Source organism: Stenotrophomonas sp. YJH_SMC_14-1 (genome assembly GCF_059372275.1).
Window position 1 is genome coordinate 61195 of the sequence record NZ_JCAFVK010000006.1, and the last position, 23733, is coordinate 84927.

At 62.5% G+C, this 23733-nt stretch carries 17 protein-coding genes; all 17 read left to right on the forward strand.

Annotated elements, in window-relative coordinates; all coding sequences use genetic code 11:
* Window positions 1-208 precede the first annotated feature (208 nt).
* The 17 genes from dnaA (at window position 209) to AC5P9P_RS14635 (ending at window position 22779) form a co-directional block, all read left to right on the forward strand.
* Window positions 209-1540 (forward strand): chromosomal replication initiator protein DnaA, encoded by a 1332-nt coding sequence (gene dnaA / locus AC5P9P_RS14555; RefSeq protein WP_495232889.1) that lies wholly within the window; start codon window positions 209-211, stop codon window positions 1538-1540.
* Between the two features lie 275 nt (window positions 1541-1815).
* Window positions 1816-2916: a DNA polymerase III subunit beta gene (gene dnaN / locus AC5P9P_RS14560; RefSeq protein WP_005411731.1), complete on the forward strand. Its 1101-nt coding sequence runs from the start codon at window positions 1816-1818 to the stop codon at window positions 2914-2916.
* A gap of 995 nt (window positions 2917-3911) precedes the next feature.
* Complete coding sequence (recF, locus tag AC5P9P_RS14565) at window positions 3912-5006, forward strand: DNA replication/repair protein RecF (protein WP_012478628.1); 1095 nt, start codon at window positions 3912-3914, stop codon at window positions 5004-5006.
* A gap of 112 nt (window positions 5007-5118) precedes the next feature.
* Window positions 5119-7578 (forward strand): DNA topoisomerase (ATP-hydrolyzing) subunit B, encoded by a 2460-nt coding sequence (gyrB, locus tag AC5P9P_RS14570; protein WP_005411733.1) that lies wholly within the window; start codon window positions 5119-5121, stop codon window positions 7576-7578.
* 67 nt (window positions 7579-7645) lie between these two features.
* Window positions 7646-8491, forward strand: coding sequence for a CPBP family intramembrane glutamic endopeptidase (locus AC5P9P_RS14575; RefSeq protein ID WP_005411734.1), 846 nt, complete (start codon window positions 7646-7648; stop codon window positions 8489-8491).
* A 71-nt stretch (window positions 8492-8562) separates the two neighbouring features.
* Window positions 8563-9369, forward strand: a complete 807-nt coding sequence (locus AC5P9P_RS14580; protein ID WP_005411735.1) for a M48 family metallopeptidase — start codon at window positions 8563-8565, stop codon at window positions 9367-9369.
* A gap of 132 nt (window positions 9370-9501) precedes the next feature.
* Window positions 9502-10689: a tetratricopeptide repeat protein gene (locus AC5P9P_RS14585; protein ID WP_005411736.1), complete on the forward strand. Its 1188-nt coding sequence runs from the start codon at window positions 9502-9504 to the stop codon at window positions 10687-10689.
* A gap of 143 nt (window positions 10690-10832) precedes the next feature.
* The gene (locus tag AC5P9P_RS14590) at window positions 10833-11501 is read left to right on the forward strand and encodes an energy transducer TonB (protein WP_495232890.1); all 669 of its coding nucleotides are present in this window, start codon (window positions 10833-10835) and stop codon (window positions 11499-11501) included.
* A 94-nt stretch (window positions 11502-11595) separates the two neighbouring features.
* Window positions 11596-12357 (forward strand): TonB-system energizer ExbB, encoded by a 762-nt coding sequence (gene exbB / locus AC5P9P_RS14595; RefSeq protein ID WP_005411738.1) that lies wholly within the window; start codon window positions 11596-11598, stop codon window positions 12355-12357.
* Between the two features lie 62 nt (window positions 12358-12419).
* A complete protein-coding gene (locus AC5P9P_RS14600; protein ID WP_005411739.1) occupies window positions 12420-12845 on the forward strand; it encodes an ExbD/TolR family protein in 426 nt (141 codons plus the stop codon).
* Between the two features lie 3 nt (window positions 12846-12848).
* On the forward strand, window positions 12849-13262 hold the full coding sequence (locus AC5P9P_RS14605; protein WP_005411740.1) for an ExbD/TolR family protein: 414 nt from the start codon (window positions 12849-12851) through the stop codon (window positions 13260-13262).
* 102 nt (window positions 13263-13364) lie between these two features.
* Window positions 13365-14825, forward strand: coding sequence for a cardiolipin synthase (gene cls / locus AC5P9P_RS14610; protein ID WP_495232891.1), 1461 nt, complete (start codon window positions 13365-13367; stop codon window positions 14823-14825).
* Window positions 14826-14865: 40 nt separating this feature from the next.
* On the forward strand, window positions 14866-15135 hold the full coding sequence (locus AC5P9P_RS14615; RefSeq protein ID WP_049402918.1) for a hypothetical protein: 270 nt from the start codon (window positions 14866-14868) through the stop codon (window positions 15133-15135).
* Window positions 15136-15144: 9 nt separating this feature from the next.
* Entirely contained in the window at window positions 15145-15888 is a 744-nt protein-coding gene (locus tag AC5P9P_RS14620) for a pyridoxine 5'-phosphate synthase (protein ID WP_005411743.1), read from the forward strand.
* A gap of 144 nt (window positions 15889-16032) precedes the next feature.
* Window positions 16033-17124, forward strand: a complete 1092-nt coding sequence (locus AC5P9P_RS14625) for a PA0069 family radical SAM protein (RefSeq protein ID WP_111188695.1) — start codon at window positions 16033-16035, stop codon at window positions 17122-17124.
* A 192-nt stretch (window positions 17125-17316) separates the two neighbouring features.
* Entirely contained in the window at window positions 17317-20532 is a 3216-nt protein-coding gene (locus AC5P9P_RS14630) for a DUF6531 domain-containing protein (protein WP_495232892.1), read from the forward strand.
* Window positions 20533-20547: 15 nt separating this feature from the next.
* Complete coding sequence (locus AC5P9P_RS14635) at window positions 20548-22779, forward strand: RHS repeat-associated core domain-containing protein (RefSeq protein WP_049432440.1); 2232 nt, start codon at window positions 20548-20550, stop codon at window positions 22777-22779.
* The last annotated feature ends 954 nt before the right edge of the window (window positions 22780-23733 follow it).

Here is a 23733-nt window from a genome sequence, read left to right on the forward strand (position 1 = left end):
GAGGTACCCTGCCCCAAGTCAACCCCTGGCAGCTACGCGAATTCACCGGGCTGTGCAATAGCTGTGGATGTTTTTGTGAATAAGTAGGGGACAAGCATTCCGAAGGCGGGCGCTCGGTGGTAGTCTGAGCCATCCATTTCCCCCCTTTCAGGCCTGTGTTTGGGCGCCTTGTCGCGTCCATGCCCCGGCCACCGGACGATTATTGCTGATGGATGCTTGGTCCCGTAGTCTCGAGCGCCTCGAAGCGGAGTTCCCGCCGGAAGACGTTCATACCTGGCTGAAGCCACTGCAGGCCGATCTGCGCGTGGACAGCCTGGTGCTGTATGCACCGAATGCCTTCATCGTCGACCAGGTCCGCGAGCTGTACCTGGCCCGGATCCGCGAACTGCTGGCGCACTTCGCCGGTTTCAGCGACGTTTTTCTTGAAATCGGCTCGCGCCCGCGCCCTGTCGAGGCGCAGAACGCGCCGGTTTCCACGCCGTCGGCGCATGTGTCCAGCGAACCGCAGGTGCCGTTCGCCGGCAACCTGGACAACCACTACACGTTCGCCAACTTCGTCGAAGGCCGCAGCAACCAGCTGGGCCTGGCCGCCGCCTTCCAGGCGGCGCAGAAGCCGGGCGACCGCGCGCACAACCCGCTGCTGCTGTACGGGGGCACCGGCCTGGGCAAGACCCACCTGATGTTCGCCGCCGGCAACGCCATGCGCCAGGCCAATCCGGGCGCGAAGGTGCTGTACCTGCGTTCGGAACAGTTCTTCAGCGCAATGATCCGGGCCCTGCAGGAAAAGACCATGGATCAGTTCAAGCGCCAGTTCCAGCAGGTGGACGCGCTGCTGATCGATGACATCCAGTTCTTCGCCGGCAAGGACCGCACCCAGGAAGAGTTCTTCCACACCTTCAACGCGTTGTTCGATGGCAAGCAGCAGATCATCCTGACCTGCGACCGCTATCCGCGCGAAGTCGAGGGCCTGGAAGCGCGCCTGAAGTCGCGGCTTGCCTGGGGCCTGTCGGTCGCGATCGAACCGCCGGACTTCGAGACCCGCGCCGCGATCGTGCTGGCCAAGGCACGCGAACGCGGTGCCGAGATTCCCGATGATGTTGCGTTCCTGATCGCCAAGAAGATGCGCTCCAACGTGCGCGACCTCGAAGGCGCGCTCAATACCCTGACCGCCCGCGCCAATTTCACCGGCCGCCCGATCACCACCGAGTTCGCCCAGGAAACCCTGCGCGACCTGCTGCGCGCCCAGCAGCAGGCGATCAGCATTCCCAACATCCAGAAAACCGTTGCCGACTACTACGGCCTGCAGATCAAGGATCTGCTGTCGAAGCGTCGGACCCGCTCGCTGGCACGCCCGCGCCAGGTCGCCATGGCCCTGACCAAGGAACTGACCGAGCACAGCCTGCCCGAGATCGGCGATGCCTTTGCCGGTCGCGATCACACCACGGTGCTGCATGCCTGCCGCCAGATCCGGACCCTGATGGAAACCGACGGCAAGCTCCGCGAGGACTGGGACAAGCTGATCCGGAAGCTGAGCGAATGATGCACGGATGCCGATGAGGCGTCATCGCACAAAACGGTGCAGAATCCGGTAGCAAGCGCGGGACACGTTGTGGATAAAAATGGCGTTTGAAATCGCGTCGGTTTTATCCACAGCTTTCCCCACCCTCTGGGGGTCGGTAATACAGAGGGTTTCGATGCCTGGAATCCTTTTATTTACAAAGACTTAGCGTTGTTTTCCAGCGATTCTGTCTCTACCAGCACCACCAAGCTTTTGATTTATTCCACATTTTTTAAAGCATAGGGGCACGGAACCACATGCGTTTCACACTGCAGCGCGAAGCCTTTCTCAAGCCGTTGGCACAGGTCGTCAACGTGGTCGAACGCCGCCAGACCCTTCCGGTTCTGGCCAATTTCCTGGTCCAGGTGCAGAACGGCCAGCTGTCGCTGACCGGTACCGACCTGGAAGTGGAGATGGTGTCGCGGATCGCGGTTGAAGATGCCCAGGACGGCGAAACCACCATTCCCGCCCGCAAGCTGTTCGAGATCATCCGCGCCCTGCCCGACGGCAGCCGGATTACCGTCTCGCAGACCGGTGACAAGATCACCGTGCAGGCCGGCCGCAGCCGCTTCACCCTTGCCACCCTGCCCTCCAACGACTTCCCGTCGGTGGACGAAGTGGAAGCTACCGAGCGCGTGGCCATCGGCGAAGCAACCCTGAAGGAACTGATCGAGCGCACTGCGTTCGCGATGGCCCAGCAGGACGTGCGCTACTACCTCAACGGCCTGCTGTTCGACCTGCGCGGCGATGCGCTGCGCACGGTCGCCACCGACGGCCATCGCCTGGCCCTGTGTGAAACCGATCTGGCCAAGCCCAGCGGTTCCAAGCGCCAGATCATCGTGCCGCGCAAGGGCGTGACCGAACTGCAGCGCCTGCTGGAGAGCGGCGATCGCGAGATCGAACTGGAAGTCGGCCGCAGCCACGTGCGCGTCAAGCGCGACGATGTCACCTTCACCTCGAAGCTGATCGACGGTCGTTTCCCGGATTACGAAGCGGTGATTCCGATCGGTGCCGACCGCGAAGTGAAGGTGGATCGTGAAGCACTGCGTGCCTCGCTGCAGCGCGCCGCGATCCTGTCCAATGAGAAGTACCGCGGCATCCGCGTGGAAGTCTCGCCGGGCAACCTGAAGATCAGCGCGCACAATCCGGAACAGGAAGAAGCCCAGGAAGAGATCGAAGCCGACACCACGGTCAGTGATCTGGCCATTGGCTTCAACGTGAACTACCTGCTGGACGCCCTCTCCGCGCTGCGCGATGAGGAGGTCATCATCCAGCTGCGCGACTCCAACTCTTCTGCGCTGGTTCGTGAATCCAGCAGCGAGAAGTCGCGCCACGTGGTGATGCCGCTGCGTCTCTGACAGCAACCTGTTCCACGTGGAACCGAAGGACGCCCGGGATCTCCCCGGGCGTTTTTTTTTGCAGGTTCCACGTGGAGCATCGGGGATCGCGGAATCTCCGGGTCTGGTCGAATGTCTTGCTCGAGATTGCTGCTTGCCGATTGTTCTTGGTTGCCCCTCCGATGCAATCGGCCCTGCGCGGTAGGAATCCAGATTGCTGACCTGGGCGCTGCCCAGCCAACTTTGATCGAGTACGCAGTTCCAGGTCTTCAGCCTGATTGCAGGTGACCCGATCTGGTCGGATGGATGAAGCGGATCGCATCCCCTATCGCAGTGGTTGCTTCATCCGCAGACGTCACTGTCCACAGGCCTGATTGGGGCCGGATCAAAGCTGGCCTAGCTTCTAAATCTGGGTATAAATCTAAAGCATGGTGGTGACGGTAGGCCCAGATTTCGTGGAAAAATGCATTATCCAATTGATTTTCAAGAGATTTATGCAGCTGAAACACCCTGTATAGAGGCCCCTCAGGCTGGGGGGGAACCTGTGGATAGTTTCGCAGGTCGGGCAAAATGGCTTTTTTATCCACAGTTTGCCCATACCTTGTGTATAAGTCATACAGGCCCGCTGTGGACAGCGTGAAACGAATGGGCTGAATTCTTTGAAATCTGTGGAACCCTCCACGGCGTCGCATCGTAGATTTCAAGAAATCCGCGCGGTGTTCGCGCAACCCACCGTCGGGGGCACCTGGCGATGCTCGCGGAATGAGGCTGAAATCGCTGAAATCTGAAGACCTGTCCCCTGCGCCGCCACTCAGAATTCAAGAATTCCAGGGCATATCCAGACCCAGGCGAACCCAGGTGAGGGAGCGCCACCACGTGGAACACGCGTAGGGTTGCCAGGCGGAGGCTTCAGCACAGTGGCGATGTCTGGCGCGCCACGGCTGGCTTGACCGATGCAGTAAGCTGATGGATTCCCTGCCCCACTACCGCCTCGTGCGGATGGTCTTTCGCGCCCCATGCTTATCCGCCGCCTCGCCCTGCACCAACTGCGTCGCTTCAGTGCGGTGGACCTGTCGCCCCAGCCTGGATTGAACCTGCTGACCGGAGACAACGGTGCCGGCAAGACCAGCGTGCTCGAAGCCCTGCACCTGATGGCCTACGGGCGCAGCTTCCGTGGCCGGGTGCGCGACGGTCTGGTGCGCCAGGGCCAGGAAGCGCTGGAAATCTTCGTGGAATGGGACGAACAGCGTGCCGATCACCCGCCCCACCGCCGAAAAGCCGGGCTGCGCCACAGTGGCCAGGATTGGAAGGGGCGATTGGACGGCGAGGATGTCGCGCAGCTGGGCAATCTCTGCGCAGCGCTGGCCGTGGTGACGTTCGAGCCGGGGAGCCATGCACTGGTCAGTGGGGGGGGCGAACCCCGGCGGCGTTTCCTCGATTGGGGTTTGTTCCACGTGGAACCGGATTTTCTCTCCCTGTGGCGCCGCTATTCCCGGGCGCTGAAGCAGCGCAATGCTCTGCTCAAGCAGGGCGGGCCGTCGCGGATGCTCGATACCTGGGATCACGAGCTGGCCGAGGCCGGGGAACCGCTGACCAGCCGCCGTCAGCACTACCTGGAGCGTCTGCAGCAGCGCACGGTGGCCTTGGCCGCCAGCCTGGCTCCGCAACTCGGCATCCAGGGGCTGGAACTGAGCCCCGGTTGGCGGCGGCATGAGCTTCCCTTGGCCGATGCCCTGCTTCTGGCCCGGGAACGCGACCGGCAGGCCGGCTATACCTCGGTCGGCCCACACCGGGCAGACTGGAGTGTGGATTTCCACAGCATTCCGGGGCGTGATGCGCTGTCCCGTGGCCAGGCCAAGCTGACGGCATTGGCCTGCCTGCTGGCGCAGGCCGAGGACTATGCAGAACAGCGCGGCGAATGGCCTGTGATCGCGCTGGACGATCTGGCCTCGGAGCTGGATCGCACCCATCAGGCGCGGGTGCTGGAGCGCCTGCTCAATGGGCCGGCACAGATCTTCATCACCGCTACCGAAACCCCGGCGGCACTGCTGGACCTGACCCACATCGCCCGGTTCCACGTGGAACATGCACAGATCGTGGCTGTGCCATAGTGGGCACACCAGGGCCGCTCGACCCCGGCTGGTATAATTCGGGTTGGAATCCTTTCATTCTCGGCACATCGCTCCAAGCGGTGGCCGACCTGCGGAGCCTACGGCAAGCGCAATGAGCGACGAACAGAACACCCCGGCAAACAACGGCAATTACGACGCCAACAGCATTACCGCCCTGGAAGGCCTGGAGGCTGTCCGCAAGCGTCCCGGCATGTACATCGGTGACGTGCATGACGGCACCGGTCTGCACCACATGGTGTTCGAGGTCGTCGACAACTCGATCGACGAAGCGCTGGCCGGCCACGCCGACCACGTTGCGGTGACGATCCACGCCGACGGTTCGGTCTCGGTGTCCGACAACGGCCGTGGTATCCCGACTGGCAAGCACGAGCAGATGAGTGCCAAGCTCGGTCGCGAAGTGTCTGCAGCCGAAGTCGTCATGACCGTCCTGCACGCAGGCGGCAAGTTCGACGACAACAGCTACAAGGTTTCGGGCGGCCTGCATGGCGTCGGCGTCAGCGTGGTCAACGCGCTGTCGCAGAAGCTGCTGGTGGACGTGTTCCAGAACGGCTTCCACTACCAGCAGGAATTCAGCAACGGCGCCGCAGTGACCGCGCTGGCCAAGCTGGAAACCACCACCAAGCGCGGCACTACCGTGCGCTTCTGGCCGTCCACCGTCGCCTTCCACGACAACGTGGAGTTCCACTACGACATCCTGGCCCGCCGCCTGCGCGAACTGTCGTTCCTGAACTCCGGCGTCAAGATCGTCCTTGCCGACGAGCGTGGCGACGGCCGTCGCGATGACTTCCACTACGAGGGTGGCATCCGCAGCTTCGTGGAGCATCTGGCCCAGCTGAAGACGCCGCTGCACCCGAACGTCATTTCAGTCACCGGCGAGCACAACGGCATCGTCGTGGATGTGGCGCTGCAGTGGACCGACTCCTATCAGGAGACGATGTACTGCTTCACCAACAACATTCCGCAGAAGGACGGCGGTACCCACCTGGCCGGTTTCCGCGGTGCGCTGACCCGTGTGCTCAACAACTACATCGAGCAGAACGGCATCGCCAAGCAGGCCAAGATCAACCTGACCGGCGACGACATGCGAGAAGGCATGATCGCGGTGCTGTCGGTGAAGGTTCCGGACCCGAGCTTCTCCAGCCAGACCAAGGAAAAGCTGGTCAGCTCCGACGTGCGTCCGGCGGTGGAAAACGCCTTCGGTGCGCGCCTGGAAGAGTTCCTGCAGGAGAACCCGAACGAAGCCAAGGCGATCGCCGGCAAGATCGTCGACGCCGCGCGCGCACGTGAAGCGGCGCGAAAGGCCCGCGACCTGACCCGCCGCAAGGGCGCGCTGGATATCGCCGGCCTGCCGGGCAAGCTGGCAGACTGCCAGGAAAAGGATCCAGCGCTGTCCGAACTGTTCATCGTCGAGGGTGACTCGGCAGGTGGCTCGGCCAAGCAGGGCCGCAACCGCAAGAACCAAGCGGTGCTGCCGCTGCGCGGCAAGATCCTCAACGTGGAACGCGCGCGCTTCGACCGCATGCTGTCCTCCGACCAGGTCGGCACGCTGATCACGGCGCTGGGCACCGGCATCGGCCGTGACGAGTACAACCCGGACAAGCTGCGTTACCACAAGATCATCATCATGACCGACGCCGACGTCGACGGCGCCCACATCCGCACCCTGCTGCTGACGTTCTTCTACCGTCAGATGCCGGAGCTGATCGAGCGCGGTTACGTCTACATCGGCCTGCCGCCGCTGTACAAGATCAAGCAGGGCAAGCAGGAGCTGTACCTGAAGGACGACCCGGCGCTGGACAGCTACCTGGCCAGCAGCGCGGTGGAAAACGCTGCGCTGGTGCCGGCCACCGGCGAGCCCGGCATCGAAGGCCTTGCGCTGGAAAAGCTGCTGCTGGCCTACGCGGCCGCGCTGGATTCGATCGAGCGCAACGCACATCGCTACGACCGCAACCTGCTTGAAGCGCTGGTCGATTTCGTGCCGATGGACCTGGAAAGCCTGCGCGCTGCCGGCGAAGGCGAGGGCCTGGATGCACTGGCCAAGCGCCTCAACCAGGGCAGCCTGGGCAGCCCGCGTTTCACGCTGGAACTGCAGGAAGCCAACGACGAGCGCCCGGCCGCTGTGCTGGTGACCCGTCGCCACATGGGCGAACAGCACATCCAGGTGCTGCCGATGTCGGCCTTCGAAAGCGGCGAACTGCGCGCGATCCACCAGGCATCGAAGCTGCTGCACGGTCTGGTCCGCGAAGGCGCGACCATTTCCCGCGGTGCCAAGTCGATCGAAGTCGACAGCTTTGCCAAGGCACAGAACTGGCTGCTCGAGGAGGCCAAGCGAGGCCGCCAGATCCAGCGATTCAAGGGTCTGGGTGAAATGAATCCGGAGCAGCTGTGGGACACCACGGTGAACCCGGAAACCCGCCGACTGCTGCAGGTGCGTATCGAGGACGCTGTCGCAGCCGACCAGATCTTCAGCACCCTGATGGGCGATGTCGTCGAACCGCGTCGCGATTTCATCGAAGACAACGCGCTGAAGGTCGCAAACCTGGATATCTGACACAATCGGGACACGGCCGGCGCGCGGGGAGGCGCGCCGGCCTTCGACTCTTGAACACAGGTACCTGATGTCAGCATCCGCCCCGGTCTCCGCTCCGCCCCCGGTTCCGCCGGCTTCTGCCGCGCCGCGTGCCGTTTCGCCGTTGGCGGGGTTCTTCATCGACCTGGGCATCGCCGCTGTCACCCTGTTCGGCCTGAGCCTGGTCAGCGGCCTGCTGTGGGGCCTGTACCGTGGCGTGGTGGTTGGTTACGCGAACGCGCAGGCTGGCGCTGGCGCACCCGACGCCAGTTCGGTCGCGGCGTCACTGGGCCAGCCCGGCGCGCTTGCGCAGATTCTCATGGCACTGTTCGCCACCGGTGGCGCCGCGTTGCTGCTGTACTTCTGGCGACGGCCGGCCAACGCCGCCGAGCGCCACGCCTCGCGCCAGGCGCTGCGCCGCCCCTCCACCTGGGGCTGGACCCTGCTGGTGGCGACCCTGATCGTGCTCGGCAGCAACGGCATCGCCTTCCTGGCCAAGCAGTTCGGCGTCGAGCCGGTCCCCACCAATCTGGCGCTGATGCAGAGCGCGATCGCACGTTTCCCGCTGTTCCTGGTGCTGTTCGCGGTGGTCCTGGCGCCGGCCTACGAGGAACTGCTGTTCCGCCGCGTGCTGTTTGGCCGCCTGTGGCAGGCCGGGCGGCCAGGGTTGGGCGTGGTACTGAGCAGCCTCGCATTTGCCCTGATCCATGAGATCCCTGGCACCAGTGCCAATGGCCCGGCCGAAATCGCACAGCTGTGGCTGGTCTATGGTGGCATGGGGGCCGCGTTCTGCTGGCTCTACCGGCGCACCGGCACGTTGTGGGCGGCGATCACCGCCCATGCGCTGAACAATGCGGTCGCCCTTGCCGCGATGGTGTTCCTGGGGTCAACGTAACGCCGCGTCCGCTTGACGAAAGATTAAGCCGCTACGCTACACACTCCGCATATGAACACGGGGGAGTTTCCATGAAACAACTGCTGCTGGCCCTTGTCATCACTACCCTGGTCAGCGCCTGCGCGACCACCACCTCCCCTACCGGTCGCCGGCAGATGGTGGGCGGCGTCTCGCAGGCGCAGCTGGACCAGCTCGGCGCACAGGCGTTCGCCGAAACCAAGCAGAAGGAAAAGATCAGCACCGACGGCCGCCAGAACGGTTACGTGCAGTGCGTGGTCAACGCCCTGGTCGCGCAGCTGCCAGCTCAATACCGTGGCGTACGGTGGGAGACGGCGGTATTCGTCGACAAGGAGCCCAACGCCTTCGCCCTGCCCGGCGGCAAGGTCGGCGTGAACACCGGCATCTTCACCGTGGCCAAGAACCAGGATCAGCTCGCTGCCGTGATCGGCCATGAAATCGGCCATGTCATCGCCCGCCACCACGAAGAGCGCATCACCCGCCAGATGGGCGCACAGACCGGGCTGGCCGTGCTCGGCGCGCTGGCTGGCGCAGCCTACGGCGAAGGTGCTGCCAGCACCGTCAACCAGCTCGGCGGCATGGGCGCGCAGACCGCCTTCCTGCTGCCGGGCTCGCGGACGCAGGAAAGCGAGGCTGACGTGATCGGCCAGCGGCTGATGGCCCAGGCCGGATTCAATCCGGCGCAGGCGGTCGACCTGTGGCAGAACATGATGGCCGCCAGCGGCGGTCGCAGCCCGCAATGGCTGTCCACCCACCCGGATCCGGCCAACCGGATCCAGGAACTGCGACGTGATGCCCCGGGCCTGACGCCGGTCTATCAGCAGGCGCAGGCGGCCGGGCTACGGCCAAAGTGCGGATGAGTGCGCAGTTCTATGCTGTATTGCAGCACATAAAACGATTTCTCACGCCATCTGTTTCTGATACGTTTGGCGGCTCAGATTTTTCTGACAGTCCGACTTTGCCGCTAACCGGCGGTTCGATCGAGGTGAACGATGATTTTCCGTAACCACAAAGCTGTGCTTTCCGTCCTCGTCGCGACCGCCCTGACCGGCGCCGTGGTCACCGATGCCTTCGCGCAGTCCTCGCGTTCCTCCGAGCGCGGCAACCGTGGCGGCAAGCAGGCCAAGGCCGAGGCGCTGTACCCGAACGCGACCCGCCAGGAGCCGACGGTCAAGGCTTCGGCCAAGATGGGCAGCAAGCTGCAGAAAATGATCGACAGCTACAACAAGGAAAAGTTCCCGGAAACCCGCACCCAGGCCGACGCCATCCTGGCTGACAGCGCCGCGAACGAGTACGACAAGTCGCTGGCCGCGCAGCTGGCCTCGCAGGCTGCCTACCAGACCGATGACGCCCCGGCTGCCATCGCCTACCTGAAGCAGGTCCTGCAGTTCAACGGCCTGGACAACAACGGCCACTTCCAGTCGATGCTGATGCTGGGCCAGTTGCAGCTGCAGGAAGACCAGACTGCCGAAGGCCTGGCAACCCTCGACAAGTACTTCGCCGAGAGCAAGTCGACCAAGCCGGAAGAACTGATCGCCAAGGGCCAGGCGCTGTACCAGCTGGAGCGCTACCAGGAAGCGATCCCGGTGCTGAAGCAGGCCATCGCCGGTTCCGCCGAACCGAAGGACAACTGGAACCAGCTGCTGATGGCGGCCCTGTCCGAAGCCGGCCAGTCCGGCGAAGCGGTCAAGGAAGCCGAGGCGCTGGCCGCCAAGAACCCGAACGACAAGAAGGCCCAGCTGAACCTGGCCAGCATGTACATGCAGGCCGACCAGATGGACAAGGCGGCCGCGGTGATGGACAAGCTGCGCAGCAGCGGCCAGCTCACCGAAGAGCGCGAGTACAAGCAGCTGTACTCCATCTATGCCAACACCGACAAAAAGGAAAAGGACGTCATCGCGGTCATCAACGAAGGGTTGCAGAAGGGCATCCTGAAGCCGGACTACCAGGTTTACCTGGCGCTGGCCCAGTCCTACTACTACTCCGACCAGGTGCCGCAGGCGATCGATGCGTGGCAGAAGGCTGCCCCGCTGTCCAAGGACGGTGAGACCTACCTGAACCTGGCACGCGTCCTGCATGCCGAAGGTCGCATCCCGGAGGCCAAGCAGGCCGCCCAGCAGGCGCTGGCGAAGGGTGTGAAGAACCAGGCTGATGCCAAGAAAATCATCAACCTGAAGTAAGTAGGAATAACGCCTGAATGCCTGCCCAGTTGATGCGCAGGCGCTCAGGATTGGTATAAGCTTGGAGGTTCCTGCGGTGTCATGCACCGCTGATCAGGGATTCCGCCCCCGGCATCCCGGCCCCACTATTGAGCTCTTGGCGCATGACGGAACAACTAGTCGTTCACCGGTACGAACAACCCGATGACAAGGGGCTGAGCTGGCCTCGCATCGTCGGCATCGCGTTTGTAATTGCCCTGCATCTGGCCGCCTTCATGATGCTCCTCATTCCCGCCGTGGCTCCCAAGGCCGTGGCTGAGAAGGAGCGCAACGTCATGGTGACCATCGTCGATGCGCCGCCGCCGCCGCCCCCGCCGCCGCCGCCGCCGCCGCCGACCGATACTCCGCCGCCGCCGGTGAAGAATCTGTCGCCGCCGAAGCCGTCGCCGGTCCCGCCGCCGCCGCAGGCGCCGGTCGTGGACGTGCCGGAGCCGCGCCCGAGCGATATCGTCACCCCGCCGTCGCCCCCCGCGCCGCCGGCACCTGCGACATCGATCGAGGCCAGCGTGGACATCTCGTCGAAGGCCATGAATCCGCCGCGCTACCCGCCGGCCGCCTTCCGCGCGGGTATCCAGGGCGAAGTGATCCTGATCATTGATGTCGATGCCAACGGCAACGTCACCAATGTCACGGTGGAAAAGTCCAGCCGTAACCGCGACCTGGACCGTGCCGCGATGGAAGCGGCTCGCAAGTGGCGCTTCAACGCCGCTGAATCTGGCGGTAAGAAGACGGCAGGTCGCGTTCGCGTCCCGGTCAACTTTGCGCTGAACTGATGCGCCCGGGTGGCCGCTTGGCCACCCCTGCTCCCGGTTCGATTGTTTAGCTTAGCTACACCCTTTATCACCACACACAACAAAGGTAAGCGTCATGCTGCAGGAAATTTTCATCGCCGCTGCTGCCGGGGGCAATCCGTCCAACGCCCTGTCGCAGATGGGCTTCGAGCACCTGATCCACGAAATGACCACCAAGCCGGGTGATTTCGCGGTTTCCTGGGTCGTGCTGCTGACCCTGATCGCCATGTCGGCCATGTCCTGGTACTGGACCGTCATCAACATCTTCCGTGCGACCCGCCTGAAGAGCGCTGCTGATCGCGTCGTCAGCCTGTTCTGGGATACCCCGAACGCGCAGGACGCCATCCGTGCCATGGAAGAGCAGCCGGCTTCGGAGCCGTTCTCGAAGATCGCCCTGGACGCTGCCCAGGCTGCTGCGCACCACCAGCGCGCTGAAGGCGGCGCCACCGGCGGCGTGGGTGAGAACCTGAGCCGTTCGGAGTTCGTCGACCGCGCCCTGCGTCAGGCCGTCACCCGCGAAAGCAACAAGCTGCAGTCGGGCATGACCCTGCTGGCCACCGTCGGCGCGACCGCTCCGTTCGTCGGTCTGCTGGGTACCGTGTGGGGCATCTACGGCGCCCTGATCAAGATCGGTGCCACCGGCTCCGCTTCGATCGACGCCGTTGCCGGCCCGGTGGGTGAAGCGCTGATCATGACCGCGATCGGTCTGTTCGTCGCGATCCCGGCCGTGTTCGCCTTCAACTTCTTCAGCAAGATCAACAGCGCGACCATCAGCAAGTTCGATACCTTCGCGCACGACCTGCACGACTTCTTCGCCACCGGCTCGCGCGTCCGCTAATTGCGGCGCGCGTCACCCAGCGACGAACGTAAGTAGTCACCAAGATCTAGACGGAGCCCGTTATGGCTTTCAGTAGTGGTAACAGCGGCGGCCCCATGGCCGACATCAACGTTACGCCCCTCGTGGACGTGATGCTGGTGCTGCTGATCATCTTCATCATCACGGCGCCCCTGATGTCCCACAAGGTCAAGGTGGATCTGCCGGAAGCCAACCTGATCCAGAAGCCGGAAGACGCTGAAAAGCGTTCCGGACCGATCACCCTGGCAGTCAAGGAAGACGGCTCGATCTACTGGAACGACGAAGAAATCAACAAGCAGACTCTCGAGTCGCGCTTGGCGACCGCCGCCCAGCAGACCCCGCAGCCGCCGCTGAACCTGCGTGGTGACCGCACCACCAAGATGCGCGTCATCAACGACCTGACCAAGGTCGCGCAGGAGCAGGGCATGCTGGACGTCGGCTTCGTCGCGACCAAAGAAAAGGGGCAATAAGCCATGGCATTCAGTAGTGGTGGTGGCAAGGGCCCCATGGCAGACATCAACGTCACGCCCCTCGTGGACGTGATGCTGGTTCTGCTGATCATCTTCATCGTGACCGCGCCGATCATGACGTACCCGATCGCCGTCGACCTGCCGCAGCGCGTGCTCAACCCACCGCCGCAGCTGGTCGAACCGCCGCCGCCGATCGAACTGAAGATCGACGCCAGCAACCAGGTCTCGTGGAACAACAGCCCGATCAATACCAGCGAGCTGCAGCAGCGGATGGAGCAGGAGGTCCAGCGTGACCCGACCAACCAGCCGGAACTGCGCATCGACGCCAGCCCGGATTCCGAGTACGACGTGATGGCCAAGGTTCTGGCCGCCGCGAAGAATGCTCAGATGAAGAAGATCGGTTTTGTGCAGCAGTAATCGCTACACCGCAACACAACAGTCATGACGCGACTGCAGACGCCCCTGGAGACAGGGGCGTTTTTTTTTATGCCTGCCGGGCTGGACCGCTATGATCGGCGGATGCTCGCCCTCTTCGACTCCCTGCGTCATTGGCTCGACGGCATCGCCCACCTTGGCTCGATCCTGGCGGTGGCCTACCTGCTGTATCTGTTCGCGCTGGCGGGCTGGATCATGCTGCAGAAGCGTGAGCCGGTCGCCACGTTGAGCTGGATCCTGTCGTTGGCGCTGCTGCCCTACCTCGGCTTGTTCATCTACTACCTGCTGGGCCCGCAGAAGGTGAAGCGGCAACGGCTGCGCCGCGGACGCGCACGTTCGGGCATGGAGCACTACAGCGATGTCTGCCCACCGGATGCCGACTGCACCGAGCTGGCCAAGATCGCGCAGGCCACCACGGGCCTGGCGCCGAGCAGCGCGACCGAAGTGACCTGGCTGGTGGATGGTGCCGCTACCTATGCCGCTCTGTTGGAAGCGGTGGCGCAGGCTCGCGATCACGTGCACCTGGAGTACTACATCTTCAATCCGGACCATGCCGGCACCGCCCTGCGCGACGCCCTGGTCGAGCGCGCACGTGCCGGTGTGCAGGTGCGCCTGCTGCTGGATGCGGTGGGCTCATCCGCCCTGCCCCGCCGTTTCCTGCAGCCCCTGCTCGACGCCGGCGGTGAAGCGATCTGGTTCCACCCACGGCAGCTGCTGAAACCGTTCAAGCGCCCGTGGCTGAACCTGCGTACGCACCGCAAGCTGGTGATCGTCGATGGCCGGCTGGCCTTCACCGGTGGCATCAATATCACCGACGATGAAGACGAGAGCCGCAAGCCGAACGCCTACCGCGACCTGCACATGCGCATCCGCGGCCACGTCGTGCGCAGCCTGCAGCTGGTGTTCGCCGAGGACTGGCTCTACGCCAGTGGCCAGGAACCCTCGCGGATGGATATCGCCCGCTTGTGGCCGGCCGATATGCCGCTGCGCGGGGATGGCGAAATCAACGCGCAGGTATTGGTGTCCGGCCCGGATTCGGGCTGGGAGACGATCCACCGGCTGCACGTCGCCGCCATCCAGGAAGCGCACGAGCGGGTGTGGCTGGTGACGCCCTATTTCGTGCCAGGCGAAGCGGCGCGGATGGCGCTGACCTCGGCGGCACTGGGGGGACTGGACGTACGCCTGCTGGTGCCGAAGATGAGCGACTCCTGGTTTGTCACCCAGGCCGCGCGCTCCTATTTCGACGAACTGCTGCACGCCGGGGTGAAGATCTACGAGTACGGCCCGCGCATGCTGCATACCAAGGCTTTCATCGCCGACGACGATGTCTGCATCGTCGGCAGCGCCAACTTCGACCACCGCAGCTTCCGGCTGAACTTCGAGCTGTCGATGATGATCAGCGACCGTGACCGCGTCGCCGCCCTGGCCGGGCTGCTGCAGGCAGAGTTCGACCGCGCCACCCGCGTGCACGACCAGGCCGGCCGCTCGCTGTGGCTGCACCGCCTGCCAGAGGCCTTCGCCCGGCTGGCCTCGCCGCTGCTCTGACGCAGCGCTACACTGCGGCGATCATCCGGGGAGCCCGACTATGTACTGGTTGTACCTGCTGCTGGCGCTGGGCTGTTTCGCCATCGCCCTGAAGACCCCCAGCGCCGCATTGATGACCCTGTGCCTGCTGGCCGCCCTCGCCTTCCTGCTGGCCTGGGTGCGCGGTCGCTATGTGGCCCGCTTCGGCGACCTTCAGCGGGACCCTGCCACCCTTGTCGATGCCGAGGAACTGCGCCGCCTGCGCGAGCAGGCCCAGGCCCGCCGCAATGACGACGCCAACGACCACGATCCGTCCCCTCTTTCCAAGTAGTTCCGTTCCATGACCCAGCTCAGCGTCAACGTCAACAAGATCGCCGTCCTGCGCAATTCGCGCGGCGGCGCCGAACCGGACGTGGTGCGTGCCGCCCAGGCCTGCCTGGATGCCGGTGCGCATGGCATCACCGTGCACCCGCGGCCGGACCGCCGCCATATCACCGCCGAGGACGTGCTGGCGCTGTCCACGCTGACCCGCGCGCGTGGTGTCGAGTTCAACATTGAAGGCAACCCGTTCGCGCCGCCGCGCGAGGGCTACCCAGGCCTGCTGCCGCTGTGCGCGCAGACCCGCCCGGCGCAGGCGACGCTGGTGCCGGATGGTGATGGACAGATCACCTCCGACCATGGCTTCGACTTCGAGCGGGATGCCGAGCGGCTGCGACCACTGGTCGCCGAACTGAAGGCGATGGGCTGCCGGGTCAGCCTGTTCGTCGATGCTGGCAACCCACTGCTGGAGCAAGCGGCCGAAGTCGGTGCAGATCGTGTCGAGCTGTATACCGGCCCCTACGCCGAAGCACACGCGGCCGGCGACGCTGCGGCAATGTTGGAACTGTTCGCCACTGCGGCGCGGCGGGCGCAGGCGGTGGGCCTGGGCGTCAACGCCGGGCACGACCTGTCGCAGGATAACCTGCGCGATTTCCTGGCCCACGTGCCGGACGTGCTGGAGGTGTCGATCGGCCATGCGCTGATCGGCGAGGCGCTGTATGACGGGCTGGATGCAACCGTGCGCGGGTACTTGGCGCTGCTTTGATGTATTGCAGCCGAGCGTAGGCTCGGCTCTACAGAAGGTATCCGTATCCACTGTAGAGCCGAGCCCACGCTCGGCTCAGACTTGCCCTGAACCCTTCAGGCAGCCGTCGCAGCCATTGAGACGGCTGCGGCGTAACCTGCCGCAATGGGTATCGCGATCAAGGGCCGAGGTTCCACGTCCCACCTTGCCGGGCGCTTTGAAAGCACCGTCAGCGAGGCGGTGGACGACGGCTGGGCCGTGGACGAGAGCGAAGAATTCCTCGCCCCGCGCCTGCGCACGGAAGTACGCGCCGAGACCGCACGCAGCATCATCAGCCGCAACACCTCACCGGACGTCGGCTTCAGCCAGTCGGTGAATCCGTACCGCGGTTGTGAGCATGGGTGCTCCTACTGCTTCGCGCGCCCCTCGCATGCCTATCTGAACCTGTCGCCGGGCCTGGATTTCGAGACCAAGCTGTTCGCCAAGACCAATGCGCCGCAGCTGCTGCGCAAGGAACTGTCGAAGCCGGGCTATGTGCCACAGCCGATCGCGCTGGGCATCAACACCGATGCGTACCAGCCGATCGAGCGCAAGTTCAAGCTGACCCGCCAGCTGATCGAAGTGATGCTGGAAACCAAGCATCCGTTTTCGTTGATCACCAAGAACGCGCTGGTCGAGCGCGATATCGATCTGCTCGCACCGCTGGCGGCGGAGAACCTGGTCAGCGTGCACTTCTCGGTGACCTCGCTGGATCCGCATCTCTCCGCGAAACTGGAACCACGCGCGTCCGCACCCCATGCACGGCTGCGCGCGATGAAGCGCCTGCATGAAGCGGGCATTCCGGTGGGAGTGATGGTGGCGCCGGTGATTCCGTGGATCAACGACAGCGAACTGGAAGCTGTGCTGGAGGCCGCACATGATGCCGGCGCCAGCACAGCCGGTTACGTGCTGCTGCGCCTGCCGCTTGAAGTGGCGCCGCTGTTCCGCGACTGGCTGGACACCCATCATCCCGATCGCGCCGCGCATGTGATGAGTACCATCCAGCAGCTGCGCGGCGGCAAGGACTACGACAGCCAGTTCGGCACCCGCATGCGTGGCCAGGGCGTGTATGCCGATCTGTTGAACAACCGCTTCAAGCTGGCGCGAAAGCGTCTCGGTTTCAATGTGCAGAACAGCCATTGGCCGAAGCTGGATTGCAGCCGGTTCCAGAAGCCGCTGCCGCCGAAGAAGGATTCGCCACAGGGTTCGCTCTTCTGAGGTGTGTACATCTGCTGGCGTATGCACCAGCGATTCGTCGCGCTGTGCTGTGCCCAGCTCATTGATGGGCAATGCACGAGAAACATTACGTGCCTCCATTGCACCGTTGCAGCGTGCCGTCATACACTCGTTACAAACATGAATTCCCGATGACTGAATGAGTCGGTCTCGGATGAGGAGCTAGGCAAGCGCATGATGCACGTTGCAACACGGAACACCTTGCAGTCCCGACTTCTTCTTCTGCCGCTGCTTTCCCTGCCGATGACATTGGCAACCGCGGCAAACACCCTCGAAACCGTTCAAGTCACCGCCACGCTCCCCGTTGGAGGTGGCGGTGCAGGCGGTTTTGGATTTGGCGGCGGCAGTGGTGTCCACCTGTCCGAGTCACAGATGGACAATGGCGGTGGCGGCGGTGCAATTCCGACCGAAACGGCGAAGGAACAGCCGACCGATGACAAGGAGAAGGACTGCAATGGCCGCAAGGGCAATCCTGTCGTGCTCTACAGCGGCAACAAGGTCGAGCCGGAACTCGATTTCGCCAGCCAGGGCGAAATGGGCCTGTTCCTGCAGCGGAACTACAATCATTACTGGAGCGCGACCGGCCTGTTCGGCAATCACTGGCTGAGCAACTTCGACTATTCGCTCGCGTTCACCGATGCAAACCAGCTGGCGTGGGTACAACGGCCCGACGGTCGCCGCATCAAGTATCTCAAGGATCCAGCCAGCGGCCGCTGGTACGAGGACAAGGCCCAGCCCATCGCGTATCTCGCCGCGAACGGAGACGGCACGTTCACGCTTCGAAACGAAAACAACGGGACGGAAATCTACAACGCCGAGGGCTACATCACCCGGCTCAGCAATGAGCAAGGTGTGAGCTGGACGTTCTCCTATACCGATCACTACCTGCAGAAGGTCACCCACTCCTCGGGACGCAGTATCAGCTTTGGCTGGACCAATGGACAGGTCTCCCAGGTGACCGACCCGGCCGGCAACATCTACCGCTACACCTATACCCCCAACGTGTTCGGGAATGGGCGTGGTCGGCTCGCCAGCACGACATTGCCAAGCGCTCCTGCAACGACGATCAGCTACCACTACGAAGACGGCCGCTTCCCGGGTGCCCTGACCGGCAAGTCCTTGGACGGCGTGCGCTATTCCACGTTTGCCTACGACGCGGAGCGGCGCGCCATCAGCACCGAGCACAATGGCGGCATCGAACGATTCCGCTTCAGCTACGCCGTGCGCAGCACCGAACCGGTGCTTCCGCCCCCCGCCCCCGCTCGACCGGGCGGTGTCCGCGCCGACGAAGAGCGTGGATGGTGCGAGCAGCGCCCCGGAGGCTCACGCATCTGCTACCAGCCGCGCTCGCTGCCTGTCGATTCGCTGCCGATGGAGAGCGCTCTCGGCATGACCGCCGCCGCTGCGCCGAGCCTTACGCGGCCCGTCGATATCGATGTCACTGTGATCAACCCTCTTGGCCGCAGCACCACCTACACGTTCAAGGACGGAAAGATGGTGTCGACCAAGGGTGATCCGTCGCCGAACTGCCCTGCCAGCTACAAGGAGCAGAGCTACGACGCCAATGGGTACCCTGATCTGGTCCATGATTTCCAGGACAATCTGACCAACTTCGACTACAGCGCACAGGGCTACCTGCTGAAGCGGGTGGAAGCGGTCGGCAGCACGGCCGAACGTACGACGTTGCAGGAGTGGGATACCGCGCGTAACCGGCTGCTCAAGACCACGGTGGTGGGTGATCTTGAAGTCGCCTACACCTATGACGATCGCGGAAACGTAGCCAGCGTGACTGAGCGCAATCTGACGGCACGTGGGGTGCCCAGCCAGACGCGGGTAACCCGCACCACCTATAGCTATCACGCCAATGGATTGAAGGCCTCGATCAAGATCGATGGCCCGCTTCCGCAGGATGACGTCACCTCGACCTTCAACAACCAGGGCGATCTGACCAGCACCACCAACGCTCTCGGTCATACGATCAGCTATTCCAACTTCAACGGCTTGGGATTGCCGGGACGTATCGTCAATGCGAACGGTGGTGTGCGGGAGCTGACGTATGACGGTCGTGGCCGCGTTGTGTCCGACAGAACCAGCTCGGGAACCGGCTGGGCGACCACAGCCATTGGCTACACCTCCGCAGGCGACATCGCCTCGCTCACCCAGCCCGATGGCGTGACGGTACGCTACGGCTACGATGCAGGACGCCGCCTGACGCATGAAGTCCGCTCGCTGGGAGACGGTACGTGGGCGTGGACCCGTCATAGCTACAACAACGCTTCCAATCGCACGCGTACCGAGGTTTCACAGACCGACTATCCGATCGATACGGCAGTTAAGGGAATGATTGACGAAATCACCCATGACGGGCAGTGGAACTGGTTCGCTCGAGGCTGGGCCTGCTCCACCGGATCGGCCGGATCCATCCAGGTGGATGGCTACGCCGAAGGCAACGTCTACCTGGGAAGCACCCAGGCAAACCTCGCCAGCGAGCCAGGGGTTGCTGCCGCCTGCCAAGCCTCAGGCAATGGCTACAGATACCAGCTGCCGATATCGCTGGCCCAGAGGCAGCAGCTGGGTGGCCGCAAGTTCTCCATCTACGGTGTATCTCCGAAGGGAGCACAGCACAACCAAGCGCTGGGCAACTCCGGCAACTTCGCCATTCCAACGGCAACGATCATCGGAGACGTCGCAGGGGTTACGAACGACGCGAACTGGAACTTCTCCGTACAAGGATGGGCATGCTCCGTGGGCGTCAACGCGGCCACCACCGTACACATCTATGCGGGAGGGCCGGCAGGCGCTGGTACGTATCTTGGGAGCGTTACCGGCACGCTGGTTCCGAACGATGACGTAAAGGCCGCATGCCAATCGCAAGGGGCGTATTGGTTTGGCTTCACGTTGGACTCCAATATGCGCAACGCACATGGCGGAAAGCCCATCTACGTCCACGGCATCTCGCACTCGGGCCAGGCTCATCTGCTGCTCAATCGCTCGGGTACGTTCACAGTTCCCGCGGTAGTGCGCAACGCCGAAGTCGTTGGCGCGTCGGCCTATCCGTACCAGATCTTCAATGGCGGCTCCTCAACATTGATCTTCGAGTTCCGCAACACAAGCAATGTGGTCTGGAATCCAGGCGATACCTACCTCGCGTTCGGCCTCAATCAGCCCAACGAAAACATCGCACTCTCCGCGCCGGTGCCACCCGGTGGCGTGGCCAGGTTCAGCCGCAGCGTTGGGCCGAATAATCCGGGCAGCGGGAATCGAACGTTCTCGTACGTGGCGAGAATGGCGTCCGGCGGCGTTGCCTGGGGCGCTGAAGCAAAGGTCTTCCTGTCGGTTGAGAACAACAAGGGAAGCTGTGGTCGCATCACCTGCGAACGGCCTCGGTAACAAAGGACTGTCCATATGTCAGCACTGACGCTTGCCCTGATCGGGCTGAACGCTGTTGTCTCCGTCAACACATACGAGTACGACGAACTGGGCCGTGTGATCGTCGAGCGCGGCAACGGCGTACAGAATGTGCGCTATGCCTATGACGCGGAGGGACGCGTCACCCAGGTCACCGATTCGCAGAATCGGGTTACCCGGATGAGCTACGACGCTCGCGGTCGCTTGATCCAATCAATCGATGCTGCTGGAGGGAAGACGCAGATTGCGTACGATCATGCAGATCGTCCAATCCGAGTGAGCGATCCCCGCAATCTGGTCACCACCTATGAGTTTGATGGCTTCGGCCAGATGTGGAAGCAGGTGAGCCCGGATACGGGAACGACACAGCACCAGTACGACGCCGCAGGTCTACGGACATCGACGACCAGAGCGGATGGAAGCGTTGTTTCCTTCGACTATGACGGCCTGGGTCGCATGACCTCTGCGAGTGCGGAGGACCGGACGTTGGGCTACAGCTACGACTGGTGTGGCAATGGTAAAGGACTGTTGTGCGGCACCTCGGGGCCGGGAACAGCAACACATTTTGCCTACACCGCGAATGGATCGCTGCAGATACGCCGCGACTTCACAGATCTGTCTGGTCAGAAGACGGATTACAGTACGACGTATGGCTACGACGGCATCAATCGCCTGAGTGAGATCACCTATCCCAATGGTGACAAGGCAACCTACTCCTATGGTTCCCACGGAAAACCAAGCGCGTTGGTGGCAACCGTAGACGGCACGCAGCGTTCGATCATTTCCCAGGCAAGCTGGAAGGCCACGGGAGCGCGCGGGTGGCTGGCTTATGGCAATGGCCTCGGCCGGGGCTATAACCACGATCCGGAGGGACGGCTGACGGCAATGTCGGTCTGGGGACCCAACAGCAGCAAGGTCAGCTATTGGGACTACCAGTACAGTGGTGATGGAGAAATCACCGCCATCGTCGACGCTGTCGACCCGAGCATGACGCAGCTGATCGGTTACGACTCACTGAGCCGACTGACCCAGCTGACTCGGTTTGGCGTCACCAACAATCTTTCCTACGACGCCGGCGGCAATCACGACCGCTATCAGGCCGGCAATCAGTTGACCCAGTACAGCATCGACCCTGGGAGCAACCGGGTGCTGAACTACACCAACCAGGACGGTAGCCGCCAGTATCAGTACGACGCATTGGGAAATCGTATCAGCGAGACTGCGGGCAGCCGGATCAGCACCTTCGAATACGACGCCTTCAATCGCATGAGCCGCAGCAACATCGGGGGCACCGCGACCGACTACGTGTTGAATGCGCAGGGGCAGCGTGTTGCGAAGATCAACCAGAACACCAACAGTCACTACTGGTACGCCGGTCAGAACCAGCTCATGACCGAACTGAACAATGGCGTGTGGACCAACTACTTCTGGTTCGAAGGCGAACTGGTGGGGCTGGCCCGCAGCGGGCAGCACAATTACGTGCATACCGATCATTTGGGACGCCCGGAGTTCGTCACCAGCCCAAGCCAGCAGACCGTCTGGAAGGCGTACAACTACGCCTATGGACGCAGCGTCCAGAAGGATGAGATTGGCGGGTTGAACATTGGCTTCCCGGGCCAGTACTACGACGCGGAAAGCGGCCTCTGGTACAACGGCTTCCGCGACTATGACGCGAGTATTGGCCGGTACGTGCAGAGTGATCCGATTGGATTGGCAGGGGGAACCAACACCTACGCATATGTTGGTGGCAATCCCATGAGCAATGTCGATCCTCTGGGGCTTATCGCATATGCATGCACCAAATCAGGAAATAATGTTGGCATCGCTTTGCCAATCAATTTCCAGAATGGAAGCAATGCTCAGGCGGCTGCGATGGCCAGTGCAATCGAAAAGGCATGGACTGGGAGATTCGGGAAATACCAGGTCACGACGGTTGTCATGCAAATGGACAAGTACGATCCTGTCAGAACCAATGCCGTGTCGATTCGCCAGGGCGATCATGAGTCTTGGGTAAATCGGGTGTGGATGAATGAGGGCGTATGGTATCTGCCTGGACAGTGGGGCGCAGCCACCTTCGCTCATGAAGCAGGGCATCTGATGGGATTGCCTGACTACGGAACCGGAATCATGGGCAGGGTGATTAACATGAACTCCGTCAATGAAAAAAACATAGAAGACGTATTAAAGGCGGGCAATGAGGCAATTATCAAAGGGTGTGGGTGCAAATAGGACGGCCATACTGTGCAGTTTAGTCGCTTATATGATGCTGGGCTGCCACGCTAAGGAGCTGGCCCCCATAAGTAAGCGATTCAACGTATGCGCAGAGGCTCAATCTGGCATGCGCTTTCAATCCGACGCTCCTGGGCCTGACTTTGAAACCGGGGTGTTCGTAGACGGTAAGCGCCGTATTGACGTACTGATTGGTGGACATCCCGGCTTCACAATCGGCGAGCGCCGCCGTGGAGAGTACGCCAAAGGCGAGTTCACGCTGGTTGCAGTGCACGATGGACCAGAAGGTCAGAGTGCGCTGTTCGCGATGGCAACTGGACAGCCCCAGGGGCCACTTTTTGTTCGCCTAACGACGAATGGCAGTGCGCAAAGGCCCAACGAGTTCAGAGATGGATTTATTAGGAAGTGCCGGTCAGATGGGAACAATCAACATTAGGCGCTGCCAATTCCCCATATCTCAATACAGAGTGGAGCACAGCATCAGGCTACTGAGGGAGTAGCCATGCCGTGCCGGAGACGAATGCGGGCTGGGACGATGTGTCCTCGATTCGAAAGGCTGCTTCGAATCGAGGACACATCATTCGATCTACAGTGCACATGTCGATGCAAGGAAATCTTCGTCGAGAAGGCCAAGTGTATGGCAAGGCTGGGTCTCCAATCCCTGGCTATCCCTTGTCTCTCCCAATAGTCGGGTGAATCAGTCTACGCCCAGCGACTTTTCCGCGCTCTGGACATGTTGAGGTTGGAAATCAAATTCCTGAGGTTTCATTTACGGCTGGACGAAGCTGAATTTTCCTCCAGAAGCGAGGGCGCAAGGTGTGGCTCCCGTCCAAGGATCTCTCAGCAGGAGCATTGTTTCCATGGATCGGTCGGCTGTGGATGAGGCCAGCGTAAGAGAGCTGATTTCGATGTTTCGACTCCATGGAATAGACATGCGCAAGTTGCGCGAGCTAG